14 protein-coding genes and 1 tRNA gene are annotated in these 18546 nt (G+C 56.4%); 9 read left to right on the top strand and 6 right to left on the bottom strand.

The genetic code is table 11. The annotated features are described in order from the left end of the window. The 9 genes from treY to IPM58_00045 all read left to right on the top strand — a co-directional run. Positions 1-2701: malto-oligosyltrehalose synthase (gene treY, locus IPM58_00005; GenBank protein MBK9305497.1), on the top strand; the 2701-nt coding region annotated here is incomplete at its 5' end. Beyond that, complete coding sequence (locus tag IPM58_00010) at positions 2668-4728, top strand: alpha-1,4-glucan--maltose-1-phosphate maltosyltransferase (protein ID MBK9305498.1); 2061 nt, start codon at positions 2668-2670, stop codon at positions 4726-4728. The genes treY and IPM58_00010, both read left to right, overlap by 34 nt. A gap of 10 nt (positions 4729-4738) precedes the next feature. Then, positions 4739-6280, top strand: coding sequence for a phosphotransferase (locus IPM58_00015; GenBank protein ID MBK9305499.1), 1542 nt, complete (start codon positions 4739-4741; stop codon positions 6278-6280). A 17-nt stretch (positions 6281-6297) separates the two neighbouring features. Continuing rightward, positions 6298-8121 carry a glycoside hydrolase family 15 protein gene (locus IPM58_00020; protein ID MBK9305500.1) on the top strand — a complete coding sequence of 608 codons (1824 nt, stop codon included), beginning with the start codon at positions 6298-6300 and terminating at the stop codon, positions 8119-8121. 32 nt (positions 8122-8153) lie between these two features. Next, complete coding sequence (locus tag IPM58_00025) at positions 8154-8828, top strand: hypothetical protein (GenBank protein ID MBK9305501.1); 675 nt, start codon at positions 8154-8156, stop codon at positions 8826-8828. Positions 8829-8848: 20 nt separating this feature from the next. Next, entirely contained in the window at positions 8849-10525 is a 1677-nt protein-coding gene (treS, locus tag IPM58_00030) for a maltose alpha-D-glucosyltransferase (protein ID MBK9305502.1), read from the top strand. 34 nt (positions 10526-10559) lie between these two features. Continuing rightward, positions 10560-11759: a glycosyltransferase gene (locus IPM58_00035; GenBank protein MBK9305503.1), complete on the top strand. Its 1200-nt coding sequence runs from the start codon at positions 10560-10562 to the stop codon at positions 11757-11759. A 4-nt stretch (positions 11760-11763) separates the two neighbouring features. Beyond that, positions 11764-13062 carry a glycosyl transferase family 2 gene (locus IPM58_00040; protein MBK9305504.1) on the top strand — a complete coding sequence of 433 codons (1299 nt, stop codon included), beginning with the start codon at positions 11764-11766 and terminating at the stop codon, positions 13060-13062. Continuing rightward, positions 13055-13762 (top strand): hypothetical protein, encoded by a 708-nt coding sequence (locus tag IPM58_00045; GenBank protein MBK9305505.1) that lies wholly within the window; start codon positions 13055-13057, stop codon positions 13760-13762. Before IPM58_00040 ends, IPM58_00045 begins: the two co-directional genes overlap by 8 nt. A 75-nt stretch (positions 13763-13837) precedes the next feature. Here IPM58_00045 and IPM58_00050 read toward each other — a convergent pair whose 3' ends face one another. The 6 genes from IPM58_00050 to IPM58_00075 form a co-directional block, all read right to left on the bottom strand. Then, positions 13838-14671, bottom strand: coding sequence for a peptidoglycan-binding protein (locus IPM58_00050; protein MBK9305506.1), 834 nt, complete (start codon positions 14669-14671; stop codon positions 13838-13840). A gap of 532 nt (positions 14672-15203) precedes the next feature. Further along, positions 15204-15719, bottom strand: a complete 516-nt coding sequence (locus tag IPM58_00055; protein ID MBK9305507.1) for an FKBP-type peptidyl-prolyl cis-trans isomerase — start codon at positions 15717-15719, stop codon at positions 15204-15206. A gap of 38 nt (positions 15720-15757) precedes the next feature. Next, positions 15758-16408: a response regulator transcription factor gene (locus IPM58_00060; protein ID MBK9305508.1), complete on the bottom strand. Its 651-nt coding sequence runs from the start codon at positions 16406-16408 to the stop codon at positions 15758-15760. A 304-nt stretch (positions 16409-16712) separates the two neighbouring features. Beyond that, positions 16713-17354 carry a response regulator transcription factor gene (locus tag IPM58_00065; GenBank protein ID MBK9305509.1) on the bottom strand — a complete coding sequence of 214 codons (642 nt, stop codon included), beginning with the start codon at positions 17352-17354 and terminating at the stop codon, positions 16713-16715. Next, positions 17351-18100, bottom strand: coding sequence for a sensor histidine kinase (locus tag IPM58_00070; protein MBK9305510.1), 750 nt, complete (start codon positions 18098-18100; stop codon positions 17351-17353). Before IPM58_00070 ends, IPM58_00065 begins: the two co-directional genes overlap by 4 nt. A 185-nt stretch (positions 18101-18285) precedes the next feature. After that, positions 18286-18361: transfer RNA gene (locus tag IPM58_00075), tRNA-Arg, on the bottom strand. Between the last annotated feature and the right edge of the window lie 185 nt (positions 18362-18546).

An 18546-nucleotide genomic window follows, 5' to 3' on the forward strand; every position in this document is an offset into this window, starting at 1 on the left:
AATCGGGACCGAAGAGGATTACCACGCGATGATCGACGAGTTGCATCAGCGTGGAATGGGACATCTGCTGGATGTCGTGCCGAATCATATGGGCATCGCTCAGCAGATCAACGCCTGGTGGCAGGATGTGCTTGAGAACGGGCCGAGCTCACGGCATGCGTCGTTTTTCGATATTGATTGGGACCCGCTCAAGATCGAATTGCGGAACAAGGTCCTCCTGCCGATCCTCGGTAATCAATATGGGGTCGTCCTGGAAGACCAAGAGTTACAAATAGAATATCAGGACGGGCGATACATCATCCGCTATTACGAGCATCGACTCCCCGTGGCTCCCAAAGCGTCTGTGCGGATCCTGTCCCATCGCCTTACAGAGCTTGCCGACGCGGAGGGGCCCGAGAGCCCCCATGTGATGGAACTGGAGAGCATCATCACGGCGCTGACGCGCCTACCGCCGCGAGACGCTCGTGACCCAGCGGCGGTCGTCGAGCGGTATCGAGAGAAAGAAGTTGTTCGTCGCCGTCTCTCGGCGTTGCTGGAAAGCAATGCGACGATCCGGCGCTTTCTGGACGAAAACGTGCGACAGATCAACGGGACCAAAGGCGATCCACACAGTTTCGACCTCCTCGATGATCTCTTGAACGATCAGGCGTACCGCCTGGCCGACTGGCGGGTGGCGGCCGAAGAGATCAACTATCGGAGGTTTTTCGATATCAACGAGCTCGCCGCGTTGAGAATGGAAAACCCCGAAGTCTTCGAAGCCACGCATCAGTTGGTCTTTCGATTACTCAAAGAGGGGGCGGTGACCGGGCTTCGGATCGACCATGTCGATGGTCTCTACGACCCGGCCGACTATCTCCAGAAGCTTCAGGAGTGGGTGCGACGCGAATGGCCGGAGGTCGGTGAATCCGAACGCCGTCCGCTGTATCTACTGGTCGAAAAGATCCTTGGTGCCAATGAACGGATTCCCGAGACCTGGGCGGTTCATGGCACCACCGGCTACGAATTTTTGGCCCTCGTGAACGGGCTCTTTGTGAATCGTGCCAATGAACGCGCTGTCGATGCGGCCTATACGCGTTTCGTCGACAATGAGCAACCGTTCGACGAACTGGCCTACCGGTGTAAGCAATTGATCATGAATGTCGCGATGGCGAGCGAGTTGAACGTCTTGGGCCATCAATTGAATCGGTTATCGGAACGGGATCGACGGTCGCAGGACTATACCCTGAATAGCCTCACGCATGCGATCCGGGAGATCATCGCCTGTTTCCCGGTCTACCGGACGTATATTACCGGGGCGCCGGAGGGGATCCTGGATCGAGACCGGGCGTTTATTTGGCAGGCTGTGACGAGGGCCAAACGGCGCAATCCGGCGCTGAGCGGGTCGGTATTCGACTTTGTCCGTGATCTACTCTTGCAACCGGCCGATGTGCACAAGGCCCATGATGAAGAGCGGCTTCGCTTCGTCATGAAGTTTCAACAGACGACGAGTCCGGTCACGGCGAAAGGGATCGAAGATACGGCCTTCTATCGGTACCACCGACTGGTCTCATTGAACGAAGTCGGGGCCGATCCTCAGCACTTTGGCATCACGCCGACGACGGCCCATCAACAGTTGAAGGAACGGCAGGGCCGATGGCCGGCCACCCTGTCAACCACTGCGACGCATGACACCAAGCGAGGCGAGGACGTTCGTATGCGAATCGCGGTGTTGTCCGAGATGCCGAAGCTCTGGAGCCAACGGGTCATGTTGTGGGGCAAGCTTAATCGCAAGTGGAAAGTCTCTGCGGAGCAGGGGCCGGTGCCGAGTGCGGATGATGAATATCTCCTATACCAAACTTTGATCGGGGCCTGGCCGCTGACTCCGCTCGATGAGGAAAGGCATGAAGAGTTTCGCACGAGAATGCAACAGTACATGAACAAGGCGATCAGAGAAGCTAAGGTTCACACGAGTTGGGTCAACCCTGATCCTGAGTACGAAGAGGCCATGGGCCGCTTTGTGGCGAGGATTCTCGATCGATCCGAATCGAAAGACTTCCTCGATGATTTCCTCCCGTTCCAGCGAAGGATCGCGCAGTACGGCATCTACAACTCACTGGCGCAGCTGCTGATCAAGATTACGGCACCAGGCGTCCCGGATTTCTATCAAGGCACGGAGTTCTGGGATCTCAATTTGGTCGATCCGGACAATCGCCGCCCCGTGGACTATGAGTTGAGGCAGACTGTCTTAGCCTCGTTGCGGTCAGCCGGAGACTCGGTGCAAGCCCGGCAGGCCCTCTTGCACGATCTCCTGACGCATCGGGTCGATGGGCGGATCAAGCTGTGGCTCACCACTGAAGGGTTGCGTTACCGCAGAGTGCATGCCGACTTGTTCCAGCAGGGAGAGTACGTGCCGCTCCAGGTCACCGGTGCGAAACGTGAACTCCTCTTTGCGTTCGCTCGCCTTCATGGAGACCAGGCCGTGGTCGTCGTCGTGCCGCGTCTCTTGACGGGAGTGATCGAGGATCCAACGGTGCTTCCGGTCGGTGAACGCGTATGGGGTGATACCAGGGTGATGATGCCGTCGTGGAAAGAAGGATCTCCCTTCCGGAATGTTCTGACGGGGAGTCAATTGGTGACGGTGTCGGACGAGGGGCGACAAAGTATCACCGCTGCAGAGATCCTGAAAGATTGTCCGGTTGCTGTAGTGGAACGCATGGTCTGATTGCTTTGCCGAAGGAGGTCGTCTACGTGGGGGCCAAGACAAAATCGAAACCTGAAACGTGGTCGCCGATCATCATCGAATCGGTGCACCCCGAGGTTGATGGTGGGCGGTATCCGATCAAGCGCGAGGTTGGAGATCGTCTTGAGGTATCCGCAGACATTTTTAAGGAGGGCCACGACGTACTGACCGCCGTGCTCCGATATCGGACGATCAACGAAACAACCTGGCACGAGGCGGTGATGTCGCACGTCGATAATGATCGATGGTCCGGCCATTTCGACCTTCAGGAGAACACGCGCTATCTCTATACCATTGGGGCCTTCACCAACACATTTGAATCATGGCGGCAGGAGGCAATCAAGAAATCGCAGGCGGGGGAGCGCATTGAAAGCGAGCTGCTGGAAGGACGGGCGTTGGTCGAAGGGGCCACGAAACGGGCGACAGGACCGGATAAAGCCAGACTTAGTGAATTGCTGAAGCAATGGCGGTCGTCGGATACACAGGAGGCCCAACTGGCTGTGGCTCTCAGCGAAGAACTCTCATACCTTGTCGAGTGCCATCAGGAACGCACGGCTTGGACCTTGTATGATCGGGAGCTGAAGGTGGTGGTCGATCGTGTCCGTGCGCGCTACGGAGCCTGGTATGAAATCTTCCCCCGTTCACAGGGAACGATCCCGGGCAAAGGTTCGACGTTCAAGGAGTGTGAACAGCGATTGCCGGCGATCAAGGCCATGGGATTCGACGTGCTGTATCTCACGCCGATCCACCCCATCGGCCGCACGAACCGCAAAGGAAAAAACAATTCCCTCACCCCGACTCCGACCGATCCCGGTAGTCCCTATGCGATCGGAAACGAACGGGGCGGCCATGATGCGGTGGAGCCGAGCCTCGGCACGATCGAAGAGTTCGATCGATTCGAGAAAGCTGTCCGCGCGCAGGGAATGGAACTGGCCATGGATTTTGCCATCAATTGCTCGCCGGACCATCCTTACGTCAAAGACCATCCGGAGTGGTTCGCCCATCGGCCGGACGGGACGATCAAGTATGCGGAAAATCCACCCAAGAAGTACCAGGATATCTACAACGTCGACTTTTACTGCAAAGACTGGCTCGGGCTCTGGAACGAGATGAAACGCGTGGTTCTGTTCTGGGCTGATCACGGGGTGAAGATCTTTCGCGTCGACAATCCACATACGAAGCCGGTGGCCTTTTGGGAATGGCTGATCCGTGAAGTGCAAGATCGTCACCCAGACGCCATCTTCTTGTCCGAAGCCTTCACTAGACCCAAAATGATGAAGGTGCTGGCGAAAGCAGGCTTTACTCAATCCTACACCTATTTTACGTGGCGCAATTTCAAGCAGGAACTCACGGACTATCTGATCGAATTGTCGCGCAGTGAGATGAAGGAATATTTCCGGCCGAACTTTTTCACGAATACGCCGGACATTCTGCCGGAGATTCTTCAGCAAGGCGGCCGACCTGCTTTCAAGTTTCGGTTGGTCCTGGCCGCGACGTTATCGCCTTCGTATGGCATCTACAGTGGGTACGAGCTGTGCGAAAACCGAGCGTTGCCGGGGAAAGAGGAATATGTGGATTCAGAGAAATATGAGATTGCAGTATGGGACTGGGATCGCCCCGGCCATATCGTCGACTACGTGACGTTGCTCAATCGAATCAGGCGGGACAATCCTGCGCTGCATGAGCTGGAAAATCTGGAATTCTATGAGTCGAGTAACGATCAGGTTCTGTTCTATGGAAAAAGTACGGTCGATAAGAAGAACGCGGTGCTGGTGGCGGTCAGCCTCAGCCCGTTCCAGTCTCACGAAGCCCATCTCCGGATTCCAATCGCGGCACTCGGCATCAAAGCGGACGAAACGTATCAATTGCACAATGTGATCACTGATCAGCGCGATCTCATGACGGGCGAGAGTTACATGCTACGATTGGATCCTCAGGTCGAACCGGCTGCGATTTTCGTGGTGCGGCGATGGACTCATCGAGAGCAGGAGTTCGATTACTTCTTCTAAGAGGCGACACATGTCACTGGCGGGACAATCTCCGTGGACTGATCAAGTCCGTTCCGCACTCGAAGCGCAGGGGCGGGGACCAATCATCGAGTATCTTCAGCGGCAGCGATGGTTTCGCGGTAAAGGTAGGTCGGTGGCGGACGCGCGATTCCTCGATGGATTCGAGTTGTCATCCGGAACCGTCCCCCATGTGCTGGCGGTCCTGCTGGTGGAATATCGAGGAGGGGGGCAAGAACGCTATGCCGCCCCGCTCTCGGTCAGACCCAGAGCGGAGGGAGACGATGCCGTGGCTATTGCTGCACTCAGCGACTCCACTCCTCAGCTCTGGGTCTGTGATGCCACCCGGGACGATGAGGTCTGGCGTGCCTTATACGCCGCAGTCGGAGGAGAAAAGGAGATCGTCGGGCATGTGGATTGTCTTGCAGGAAAGGTCATACCTGGGCAGCAGGAGGAATTGACTGCACCAGCTGATTGCGTGAAAGTTCTTTCGGCGGAACAGAGCAACACCTCAGTTGTGCTCGACCGGCGGGTGATCATGAAATTGATCCGAAAGCTGGATCTGGGCATCAATCCGGACGGCGAGGTCCTAGAGTTTCTCGCGACGCAGACCTCCTGCCGCGACATCCCGCCGTTGCTCGGCCTCATGAAGTATCACGACTGCCGAACCGAGGAGACGGCTGTTGAGGGAACCATCCTCGTGGTCCAAGGGTTTGTTCAGAACAAGGGGGATGGGTGGACCCACACGCTCATGCGGTTGGAAGAACTGCTGAACACATCACAATCGCGGCGTGAAATGTCCGACACCTTCCTGGGCGAGATCCGTCACCTAGGACGAGTCACCGGCAGGCTCCACCTCGCGTTGGCATCGAATGCGGAGCTGGAGGCCTTTCGCCCCGAGCCGACCACGGACCAGGATGTCGAAGGGTGGCAGGGGAAGATGACGCAGTTTCTTGCCGATGTCTGTCGCGATCTGCGGGGGATGCCGGTCGAGCAACAGGCGCTGGTCGGACTCTCCCTCGACGAACCGGACCGTCTAGAGAAAGTCTGCCGGACTCGATTTGAGAACCTCCGCCTATTAGCGGAGGGGCGAGCAGCGAAGGTTCGTTGCCATGGTGACTATCATCTTGGCCAGGTTCTCAAAACGGACGACGGATTCGTGGTGATTGATTTCGAGGGGGAACCGACACGGCCGCTCGAAGAGCGACGAGCGAAGTACTGTCCTCTCAAGGATGTTGCGGGCATGTTGCGGTCGTTCAACTACGCAGCACATGCTGTGCTGAAACGGGGTCGGCCGATGTCTGCCACTGATCGTGACGTCATCATGGAATGGGAGCGTGCCGCGCGTGCAGTGTTTCTCGAGGGGTATCGCTCGGTCGCCAAACCCGATGAGGCGGAATTCCTGCCAGACACGTGGGAAGACGTGGTGCGGGTGCTGCAGGTCTATGAACTCGACAAAGCGCTGTATGAATTACAGTACGAGTTGCACAATAGGCCGGATTGGCTATCGATTCCGCTGCAAGGCATTCGAAGCCTTACGCTGGAGGAGGTGTAAGGTGAGAGGGGAATCCGATGGGGTATAAACCGATCGGAGATTACGGAGTCATCGGAGACCTCCATACCGTGGCCTTGGTGGGGAAGGATGGGTCTATCGATTGGTGTTGCTTCCCGCACTTTGATTCACCCAGCTTGTTCGGCGCGTTGCTGGATGACCGGCGAGGTGGGCGGTTCCGCATTGCTCCACCCGACGATGGAAAACGACAACAACTCTACTTGCCGGAAACCAACGTGCTCTTGACCCGCTTTCTGCACCATGACGGCGTCGGCGAGGTGACGGATTTCATGCCGATCGAAGGCGATGAGCCGGGAGTGCATGCGACGCGACATCAGATTATTCGTATGGTCAAGGTGGTCAGAGGCAAAATTCGGTTTCGGTTGGAGTGTCATCCCGCGTTCAACTTCGGTCGGGATGATCATCGTGTCACGACGCTCCAGGCCGGAGCGATCTTTCGATCGGCTTCGTTGACGATCGGATTGGTGAGTTCCGTACCGCTGACGACGAGTCAGGGGGGCGTGGAGGCGGAGTTTGTCTTGGAAGAAGGGCAGCAGATCACCTTCGTTCTCGTGCAACTGGAGTCAGAAACGAGCGAGAGCGTCCTTGATGTACCTCAAACGGCCGACACTGCGTTGCGCGAGACCGTGGCCTATTGGCGGAAGTGGTTGAGTCAATGCCGCTACACGGGGAGATGGCGTGAAATGGTTCAACGTTCGGCGTTGACGTTGAAGCTCCTGACTTATGCACCGACCGGTGCGATCGTGGCCGCGCCGACCACCAGTCTGCCCGAATCGTTGGGCGGTGAGAGGAATTGGGACTACCGCTACACCTGGATTCGAGATGCGGCCTTCACCCTGTATGCGCTGTTGCGGCTTGGTTTTTCGAAAGAGGCGGGTCGGTTCATGCAGTGGCTCGAAGCCCGCTGTCACGATCTCAACCAAGACTGCTCGCTACAAGTCCTCTACGGTATCGATGGACGTCGGATTACACAGGAGGACATCCTGTCCCATTGGGAAGGATATCAACGTTCGTCGCCGGTCCGTGTGGGCAATGGCGCGGCTTCACAACGCCAATTGGATATGTACGGCGCGTTGATGGATGCGGCCTATCTCTACAATAAGCATGGATCACCTATCAGCTATGACAGTTGGATGGGTTTGACTCGTCTCCTGGACTACGTCTGTGCCAATTGGGATCAGCCTGACGAAGGAATTTGGGAGGTGCGCGGCGGGCAGCGGCAGTTTGTGTATTCAAAAGTCATGTGTTGGGTTGCGCTCGACCGAGGAATCCGCCTCGCAGACAAGAGAGGATTTCCTGCAGATCGTGCTAAGTGGATGGATGCGAGGGACCGGATCTATCGTGATGTCATGCACTATGGTTGGGATCATGAACGCCGCTCGTTTGTGCAGGAATATCACGGTCACGCACTGGACGCCAGCGCCTTGATCCTGCCGCTTGTCTTTTTCCTTTCACCGACCGATCCACGTATGCAATCCACCATCGAGCAGATCACATCCAGTCTGGTATCCGATGCACTGGTCTTTCGCTACCTCCCAGAGGAGGCTGCGCCCGACGGCTTATCCGGCCAAGAAGGAACCTTTACGCTCTGTTCATTCTGGCTGGTCGAGGCGTTGACCAGAGCCGGTCGTTTGGAAGAAGCTCGGTTGACGTTTGAGAAGATCTTGAGCTATGCGAATCACTTGGGCCTCTATGCGGAAGAGTTGTCTCTGACAGGAGAACAGTTGGGCAATTTCCCTCAGGCGTTCGCCCACATCGGCCTGATCAGCGCTGCCTATAACCTTGACCGAGCTCTTGGTTCACAGCGGATTCCGGCTGCGTGACGGTACATCAAGAGGAAGGGCCATCGTCCATCATGACACCAACGAGCAGTGACGGCGCATTTCAGTTCCTCGGGTGCAGCGAGATCCAGGAAATTCTGGGCAAGCTGGCGGAAGACGAGCGCACTCTGGCCGAATTGTTGGAAGAGGTGCCGCTCGATTCCATCTACTTCCATACCCATAGTTTCTTCTTGCGCCATCGGTTCATTGAACGGACCTATCCCAACGATTTTGCAGAATGGGTGGGCGAGCAGGTGCGCGATCACGTGCTTGCGGAACGGCTTTCGGTCGTGGATCCGTTCGAATATCCGAGCTTGGAGGCCTTGCGGGAAGAACTGATCTCCCTGATCGACGACCACCTCTCCGGCCTCGCGACGGTGCCTCGTGCAGGGTTCGGTGCCCCGTTCTACTTCAGCCGGTCACGTATCCTGGAGGTCCCGACGGGTTTGGAAGCGCGGACGCTGCGGGAATTTCGTGCAGCAATTTCAGAAGTGGATGTCAGCGTGATCTACTTCCATGTGTTCGAATCGCATCTGCGCCTGCAACGGGAGGAGAATGATTTTTCGGCTTGGATTCGACATGGCTTGAAGTTGACCGAATTAGCCGACCGCATGAAGGCGCTGAATCCCTACTTAGGGAGCCTCGAACGGCTGCGATCCAACCTGTTGAACATGTGCGACGATCAATTGGCGAAGGGTGGGTCAGGATAGGAGATGGACAGGACACGATGGTGAACGACGATCCGTTTTGGTACAGGGACGCGGTGTTCTATGAGATCCATGTGAAGGCCTATGCCGACGGCAATGGAGACGGCATCGGGGACTTCCAAGGCTTGATCGGAAAGCTGGACTACCTCGAATGGCTCGGAGTGGACTGCCTCTGGCTGTTACCGTTTTATCCTTCGCCGCTCCGGGACGACGGCTATGACGTGGCGGATTTTCTCACCGTGGCTGAACAGTACGGCACGATGCAGGATGTCAAACAACTGTTGGATGAGGCCCACCGTCGTGGGATTCGTGTCATCGTCGACCTAGTCCTCAATCACACCTCCGATCGCCATGCGTGGTTTCAGGAATCGCGGCAGTCTCCTCAGTCGTCGAAACGCGGCTTCTATGTGTGGAGCGACACCGATCGCAAGTACGGGAAGGCCAGAATTATCTTCATCGACACGGAAAAATCCAATTGGACCTGGGACCCTGATGCGAAGGCGTTCTACTGGCACCGGTTTTTCAGTCATCAGCCGGACTTGAATTATGACAATCCAGAAGTCCGTCAGGCCATGCTGGACATCATGACCTTTTGGCTGGACCAAGGGCTGGACGGGTTTCGGTGCGATGCGGTTCCGTATCTGTTTGAACGGGAAGGTACGATCTGCGAAAACCTTCCTGAGACGCACGACTATCTGAAAGATATCCGTCGGCGAATTGATGCGTCCTATCAGGGGCGCGTCCTGTTGGCAGAAGCGAACCAATGGCCGACGGATGTACGACCATATTTCGGCGATGGCGACGAGTTTCACATGGCCTTTCACTTTCCCCTCATGCCCAGGCTTTACATGGGGGTGCAGAGCGAAACGCGTGATCCCATCATCGATATGTTTACCCACACGCCGGAGATTCCACCGAACTGCCAGTGGTGCCTTTTCCTCCGCAACCATGATGAGCTCACACTCGAAATGTGTTCCGGTGAGGAGCGGGACTACATGTATTACACGTACGCGCGTGATCCGTCGATGCGGCGTAACATCGGCATCGGCCGTCGGCTGGCTCCGTTGTTGGAGAATGACCGTAGAAAGATCGAGCTGCTCCATAGCCTTGTCTTCACCCTACCCGGGAGTCCCATCATCTATTACGGCGACGAAATCGGGATGGGGGACAACATCAAACTCAAGGATCGAGACGGCGTACGGACACCGATGCAATGGACGATGGATCGGAACGCAGGATTTTCGAATTGCGACCCAGCTCAGCTTTATCTGCCGGTGGTGGCAGATGCCGTGTATGGGTATCAAGCGGTCAACGTCGAGTCGCAGAAGGAGGCACCCCATTCGCTCCTTCACTGGATGAAACGGATGATCTCCGTCCGCAAACGGTTCTCGGCGTTCGGACGAGGGGCGATTACGTTTCTACGGCCGGCCAACGGCAAGGTCTTGGCGTATTTTCGGGAGCATGAGGGTGTCAAGCTGCTGGTGGTTCACAATCTTGCAGGCTCCGCACAATCGGTCGAATTGGATTTGAAAGGATGTGTCGGCTCGACGCCGATTGAACTGTTGGGCGAGGCACGTTTCCCCACGCTGACGGAACGCCCCTATATCTTGACGCTGGCGCCGTATGGATTCTATTGGCTCAACCTCATAGGGAAGCCTTCCGAAGTTGCCGCATACGGTATCGAGCAGACAGTGCTGTAATGGGACGGCGAGACATGAAGAGGGGGTGGAGTCGATGATCGGCGAGTTGGAACAGTACCGGGAAGTGGCTCCGAAGGGAACGGTCGATTTTCTGCATCGGTTGAGTGATCTCGTGCAAGGCAAGCAGTTTCTCCATGTCAGCGCTGTGCGCTACGGCGGCGGAATGGCGGAGATCTTGCGGCGGATCGTGCCGGTGATGAAAGCACTGGGTGTCGAAGCTCGTTGGGAGGTCATCGCCGGGACACAGGAATTTTCTGATGTGACAAGACGGATTGCTGACGGGTTGCAGGGGAGACCTGAAACGATCACCAATGAGATGTACGCCACCTATCTTGATATCACCGCCAGAAACGCGAGGGCATTGAATCTCGACGCCGATCTGGTGGTCGTCCACGATCCCCAGCCAGCGGCGCTGATCGATTATCGGAAGGGCGGCAAATGGGTCTGGCGCTGTCACCTGGATATGGGCCGCCCCCACCGCTCAATCTGGAGTCTGTTCCGACGGCACGTCGTGAAATATGATGCAGCTGTCTTCTCGCTGCCGGGATTCGCTCAACGGCTGCCGATTCCGAAGTTCTTGATCTATCCGTCGATTGATCCGTTGACCGAAAAGAATCGGGAACTCTCTCGTGTTGAGATTGCGCAGGGACTTGATCGTTTTGGTATCGCCAAGAGTAAACCGATTCTCTTGCAGGTGGCCCGTTTCGACCGGTTCAAAGATCAGATCGGCACGATTCGAACCTATCAGATGGTCAAGAAGCATCATAACTGCCAGCTTGTTTTGGCCGGTAGCGGAGTGCTTCATGACCCGGAAGGGGAGTCTGTCTTGGCAGAGGTTCAGGCAGCGGCTGCGAATGATCCGGACATTCACATTCTTCAACTGCCTCCGGAGGCAGATCGCGAGATCAACGTGTTGCAACGGGCGGCCTCCGTCGTGGTTCAGAAAGCGCTGAAGGAGGGGTTCGGCGTGGCCGTGTCCGAAGCCATGTGGAAGGGAAAGCCCATCATCGGAGGAACCGCCGGTGGCGTCTCGGCGCAAATCGTCGATGGTGCGACCGGATTCATCGTCCATTCCGTTGAGGGGGCGGCATTTCGTATCCGCTATTTGCTTAGCAATCCTGGAGTCATGACGAGGATGGGGGCATCGGCGAAAGAGCATGTGCGACGCAATTTTCTCATCACCCGACACTTAGGCGACCATCTCACCCTGTTAAAGCTGCTGTGTTCTGAGTGACGGTATGGATCGGCTCGAATCGAATCAACAGCCCGTTGCCGAATCTTCCTTGCCGGATTCGGTCCACGCGCTGCTTGATCAGGCGGAACCAACTGATATCGTCGTGGGAGTGCTTACCTTCAACGATGGAGCGACGGCACCTGCCGTTGCCAAAACGTTGATCGAGGGATTTCGTCGTTCGGGTCGAGGGCAGAGGGTGTTGCTGATCAATTGCGATGCCGGTTCGCAAGATGGGACAGGGGATCTCATCGAACAAGCGGTCGGACGCGAGGGACCTTTCTGGGCGGTCCGACATCCGGTGCGTGGATCCTCATTGCATGTCATCACCGAGTCGGGGGTACCTGGCCGAGACGTGGCGGTGCGGTTGCTCGCGACGGTCTCTGAGCGACTGGCGGCAAAGGTGTGTGTCATCGTCGACGGGAATCTGAAGTCCGTTGATCAACACTGGCCGGAACTGCTCACGTCACCCATTCTCGACAAAGGTGCGGATTGTGTGCTGCCTCAATTCTCCCGCAATCGGTACGAAGGGACCCTGACGAATACGCTGCTGGCACCCCTCACCCGAGCGTTGTATGGAAAACGCCTGACCTATCATCAGGGCGGAGCCTATGCGTTCTCTGATCGGTTCATGCGATCGACCCTGACGGCTCAACCATGGGACGACGAAATCGCCCTGTATGGGATCGATGGATGGATCACGACATTGGCAGCAGCCGAACCCATCGACGTCTATGAAGCAATGTTAGGGGCACGTGTGCGCCAAGGCAAGCCGATGGGGGATTTATCAACGATCATTGCCCAATCGGTCGGCTGCATTTTTCACTTGATGGAACGCTATCAAAGTGGGTGGGAGTCGGTAAAGGGATCGAAGACGGTTCCGATGATCGGAGAACCGGCCGGATTAGGGGAGTCCGTCGGAACTCTGCACGTCGAACGGATGATCCAGGGGTTTCGCCAGGGGCTGCGGGACCTGGTCCCGATCTGGCAGATCGTGTTGGCACCCGATACCTTTCAACACGTGTTGGAGCTGGGGATCGATGATGCGGATAGTTTTCGGTTTCCCTCCAGTCTTTGGGTGCAAGTCGTTTATGACTTGGCCATGGCCTATCACGATCGGCTCCTCCACCGTGAGCACCTGCTCAAGTCGCTGACGCCGCTGTACCTCGGCTATACCGCGTCACTGATCTTGACGACACGTGCGCTACCAGGGAAGCGTGTGGAAGAGCATCTGGAGCGATTGGCCGTCGAGTACGAAACCATGAAATCGTATCTGATTCAGCGATGGAGGTGGAGCGATGGGTAATGTGTGGGGCGACGCGATCGTAGAAGCGTTTCGCGACATGATGATGCGGATGGCGCTCTTTCTCCCAAAGTTACTTGCGCTGGCCAGCTTCATTGTGTTCGGCGTGCTCGTCGGATTGGCGATGAAGGCGGCACTTCACCACTTGTTGCGCGCAGTTCGCGTCGATGTGCTCAGTGAGCGATGGGGATTGCAAGCGTCGCTGGCCAAGGCGGGGTTTAAACAACCGTTTTCTCAGATCATGGGACGCCTGGCGTTCTGGACCGTGTTTATCATCTTTGTGTTCATGGGTGTGGACGCGCTGGGGTTGCCGACGACCGCCGACCTGATGGGGCAACTCTTGGGCTATTTGCCGAGCGTGATTGCGGCCGGACTCTTGATTCTGGTCGGTGTCTTGATGGGCAACTTCTTGGCGGAGGCGACGTTGATCGCGATGGTCAACGCGCAGATTCAGGAGGCACGATTTATCGCTGGTCTGGTGCGTTGGGGGATATTTCTCTTTGCGGCTGCCATGGTGCTGACTCAGCTTGGTATCGCCAAGGAAGTCGTGATCGCGGCATTTTCTATCGTGTTTGGCGGGGTGATCCTGGCTCTGGCGATCGCCGTGGGGCTCGGAGGACGGAACATTGCACGTGATGCACTGGAGCGCCGCTGGCGGAAGCGGAAAGAAAAAGAAGAACGAGACGAAATCGCACACCTGTAAGGGAGGGAATCACTGCCAAGGACACAAGCGGCGAAGCATGGCAAAGTCTCTCCCATTAGGAAGTGACCCCGGGGCTCAAGGTTTCCTCTTGAGCAGACGCCAGGTCTTTGGCCCAACGATGCCGTCCGGTTTCAGTCCATGCTGTTTTTGAAAACTGGCGACGACTCTGTTTGTGGTAGGACCGTAGCGCCCGTCCACAGTGAGACGATGCCCGAATCGGCGTAAGGCTTTCTGGAGCCGTATGACATCACGTCCTTTGAGAGGTGGATGTTGGAGTGAGAGATGTCTGATGAGTTTTGATACCCGAGTGTGTGGTTGAAGTGCCCGCTCGGTATGTGGACCGACGATACCATCGGGTTTGATTCCGTTGTAGCGTTGAAACCAGCGAACGGCTGCAGCCGTGTCGCTCCCATAGACGCCGTCGACTCGAATCGGGAGCCCATGGCGCTTCAAGAGCCGTTGGATACGCGCAACGCGCGGCCCTTTCATCAGGGAGCGTTTGACCCGCAAGGGAGAGTACGAGCCCTTTTTCAGGACCGACCGTTTCGACTTTGAGGTGAGACGGGAAGAAGATGGCTTGACTGAGGCCTCTCGTCTCTTCGCGGTCAAGGCCTCAATGCGGTCTCGCAGGACCCCATTCTCTCGCTCCTGTCCTTCTATCGTGCGCTGCATGGAGGCGTGTCGCGCTCGCATCTCCGAGTCGTCCTGTTCGAATGCGATCTTCTCCACCACAGCCTCGTTCAGGTCTGTGTGCGGTTCCTCGATCTGTGTCTCCAGGGCCGGAGGCGAGAAGTCGCAACCGGTTAGACTCAAAACACCGAGAAGCGACGCAGACGTGAGCGCGGCGGCAGACATCTGGCTGAAGGACCAGGAAAATGCTAGACGATCATTCATCAACGAGTACGCCATTGCAGCTTCCGTTGTAGGTATTGGGTGTGATGGAAGCGACAACGATCATTCGGACCAGTGTGATCAACATTCCTCCCCTTCCTCGAGGAAGGAATCGTAACAGTGTTGATGCCAGACAAGGACGTCTTTCTCCGAAGGGGACGGAACAGATGGGGTTTCTACGAGAGCGCTGTCGTGTCGCAGATCGATGGTTTCACCACAGCCCTGGCACTCCTGCTGTGTCGCCTTGTGTACGAACGGCTTGTTTCCGTTGTCGGTGTTCATGGGTACCTCTCTGGTGTGTAAGCCACGACGTCCGTATAGAGTGCGCATGGGCAGACGCACGAGAGGACAGCGTGTGTGGATTCTAAAGCCAACCTCCTAATGGGGAATCGTCAAGTACCGAATCGGGCGTTTCATCCGGGAACGCGCGGACCAGCGCCGCCGCCGTGCCCACTTGAGCGCAGACCCACACAGTACGGCGACTGTCAGCATGACGAGACCCTCCAGCAACGTTAGTTCCATTGCGTCTTCGTCCAATCTAGTTGCACGGTCATTCCAATATCGTGCCGGGAATCTCCCGATCGGTAGGCGCTTTAATCTCTAGCAGGTCAAGTTGAACCATGATGTTCTTCCCGGCCAATTTGTGGTTGGCATCCAACGTGACCTGTTCTCCGTCCAATTCAGTCACGATCATATTCATCACTGTGCGATCGTTTTTGAGAATGGCCACTTCGAGGCCAATCACCGGCACGATATGGTGGGACTTCAACCATCTGCGCTTCACTCGGTAGCACAGGTCGCTGCGATACAAACCAAAGGCAAGGTCAGGGGGAAACAGCTGGGTTCTGGACTCACCGACGGTCATACCGAGCACCAGATGATTGATGCCCGGCATGACAGACTGTTCTCCGGCGATAAACTCGAGGGGCTCGTGATACAGGGATGAATCAAACAAGGATCCATTCTCCAACCAGGTCATAAAGTCGACTCGTACCAGGTCACCCCACTCGACTCGACGGAGTCGCAGTTCTCCATCCGGATGGCGTAAAGTCCTCGTTATGGCCACGGCATCTCTCCCTGTCTCTCGTCGCATCGATTGGATTGTCAGGACCTGCAAAATATGGCCGTCGCATACTCCTTTAATTCCTGCTTCGTTCGCACGCCGTAAAACTGTTTGAGAAAGGTGATGCTGAGGCGAACGGTTCTGGCAGAAAGGCCGAGCGCACGTGCGATTCGAGATGCCGGGTAGCCTCTCAGCATGAGACGCATGATCAGCTCATCCAATGATGAGATGCCTCTCGTCTGTGGGCGACGTTCATTCGTTCTCGGGCTTGCTGCTTTCGAGGAGAGGGAGGAGGAGAGAAAACGTCGGCCCGCTCGCACTGTACTGATCGCATCGAAGAGTTCGGTTGAGATGTCGTTACGATAAAGGATACCCGAGGCTCCGCTGGAAAAAGCTGCCGCTGCCACATCCTTATTTCGTGCTCCCGTCACGGCCACGATGCAACACGAAGGATTGATGCTCGTAATGCGTCGAATGGTTTGCAAACTGCTTGCATGCAAGAGATCAAGGAGGACGAAATGGGGTTGTAGGCGGCTCACGACCGGCAAAAGAGAGTATTCGTCAGCGGGAGACTCGACGACCTCGTACTGCGTCGATCCAGGAATACCGTGAACGTGAAGTCGACTATCCTCGGCAATCAATGGGTGAATACCCGCTAAGAGGATAATGCGGGGGGGCATGCGACCGGACATGTGGTTGTTGCCTCCTTCAGTCAGATGGCGGCACAGATAACCCTGAATGGGCGCTGCCGTAAAGGAGCCTCATACAGGCCATGCCGACGTCGCTCACCGCCGCCTACAATCAGCCTCATCATCCATGACGTGTGCGATGAGGCATGAGGTATAACTAAGCACAGAGGCCCCAAGCTGAGAACTAGGAGTGTCCCTAGTTACCAGGACTTCATTCCCTGGATAGTGAGAGGGTGTGTTGTGCAGAAAAAAGGTCGGAGGGGTATGGCGACGAGTCGGTGCGAAACACGAGAAGATTGGTGAAGGATCAGGCGGGGACTAGGCCGTGCGTGACCGCATACTTGGTCAAATCGGCCGTCGTAGAAAGTCCGAGTTGTTTGACGATGCGTGTCTTATGAAACTCCACGGTTTTGACCGACACGCAGAGAATCGTGGCAATCTCTTTCAGTGATCGTCCCTCCGCCACCAGCTGGAGAACTTCTCGCTGGCGTATGGTGAGCTGCTTTTGTGGTGCCGTGAGGGATCGCTTGCTGTGTAAAAGCGGATCCAGCATGTCTTTCGCCAGCATGGGAGATACATACAGCTGTCCGCGCAGGACGGCTCGGATGGCTTGAAGAAGTTCGGTCGCGGTCGAACGCTTCAACACATAGCCGGCTGCGCCGGCTCGGAAGGCCTCGGTGACATAGGTCGCATCTCCATGCATGCTTAAAAACAACAACTTGGAGGCGGGAACCAGGCGTCTAAGCTGGTAGGCTGCGTCGATACCGTTTAAGAGCGGCATCGACAGATCCAGCAAAATGACATCAGGAAGCAGACGAGGGGCCGCCTCCAGAAGGGCGCGGCCATCTCCTACTTCACCGACCAAGGTGAATTCCGGCTCCAACACATTATGCAGGGCCTGCACAAACAGGGTATGGTCATCTGCGAGAAGAATCGATGGCTTGTTCATCGCAATTCAGTTCCTGGGTCGAAGCGTGTGAACACAGTTGTTCCGTTCCCAGGCGAAGAGCACCAGGATATCGTGCCATCCAGCAGCTTCGCTCGCTCCTCCATACTCAACATCCCGAGCCCATCCTTTCGACGTTTGACTTCTTCGAGGTCCATTCCAATTCCATCGTCGCACACGGTCAAGGAGATCTCGTCGGATGACACGACGAGTGTAAGGGATACTTGTGACGCATTGGCATGGAGTCCCACATTCCCCAAACTTTCCTGTGCGATTCGATATAAGCACGTCGCCAATCGCAACGGAATGGAGTCGGCCGATCGGGGCTTCGTGAATCGAGCGCTGATGCCGGTGCGCTTCACGAAATCATTGAGGTAACGTTGGAGGGCTGTGACGAGCCCAAGGTCCTCCACCGTTGTTTGATGGAATCGATAGGCAAGCCCACGGACGTCGTCGGATAGTTCACTCACATGCCGCCGGATCACGCGGATCCGCCGGCGGATGACGGATGGGGAGTCCGGGAGATTTCGGCTCAGCGTGTCGAGTTGGAGGCCGATCGCCCCAAGGCGCTGGTTCACGTCGTCGTGAAGATCGCGCGAAATCCGCCGCCGCTCTTCGTCCTGGACCGTGAGCAATTTTCCGGCTAACGTGCGGACATCATCCCGATATCGGTTTTCGGTCTCTTTTTTTTCTGTCGACGCACGCTCCTGATCGAGTGGCAATGCGCCCTGGTCCGGAGCCTGTTTCATAGCATCACACTCCTCGTTCACCTTACGGCGTCTGGGAGGCTTATGCAACGTCTCTCGTCGAGCCTGAGAGGACTGAATGGAATGGGCCCAGATCCGTTAGCGAGGCATAGCGGGGGGGAGAAACCGTGGGGGGGTGCGTACCCCGTCGCTGTAGTGAGGAGGTTCCGGGTCGAGCAAGCTTGGTATGGTGCGCCCGACAGGACTTGAACCTGTAACCTTCTGATCCGTAGTCAGATGCTCTATCCATTGAGCTACGGGCGCATGGCGTCTGTCGCGTTCAGACATGGGGGTAAAGGTCAAAGGCCTGGTCGAGAAGCACAAGTGCAGGTCACAACCTTACCTTAGAGCTCACCGGGACGAATGGTTATACAGTTCTCGAAGTGGGGGGGTCAAGTGAGGAACGTCGATGTAGAGAGGAGCTCAAACCTCAGCCGTTTCGAAATATG

It is taken from the genome of Nitrospira sp., from assembly GCA_016715825.1.
In the GTDB taxonomy this organism is placed as follows: domain Bacteria; phylum Nitrospirota; class Nitrospiria; order Nitrospirales; family Nitrospiraceae; genus Nitrospira_D.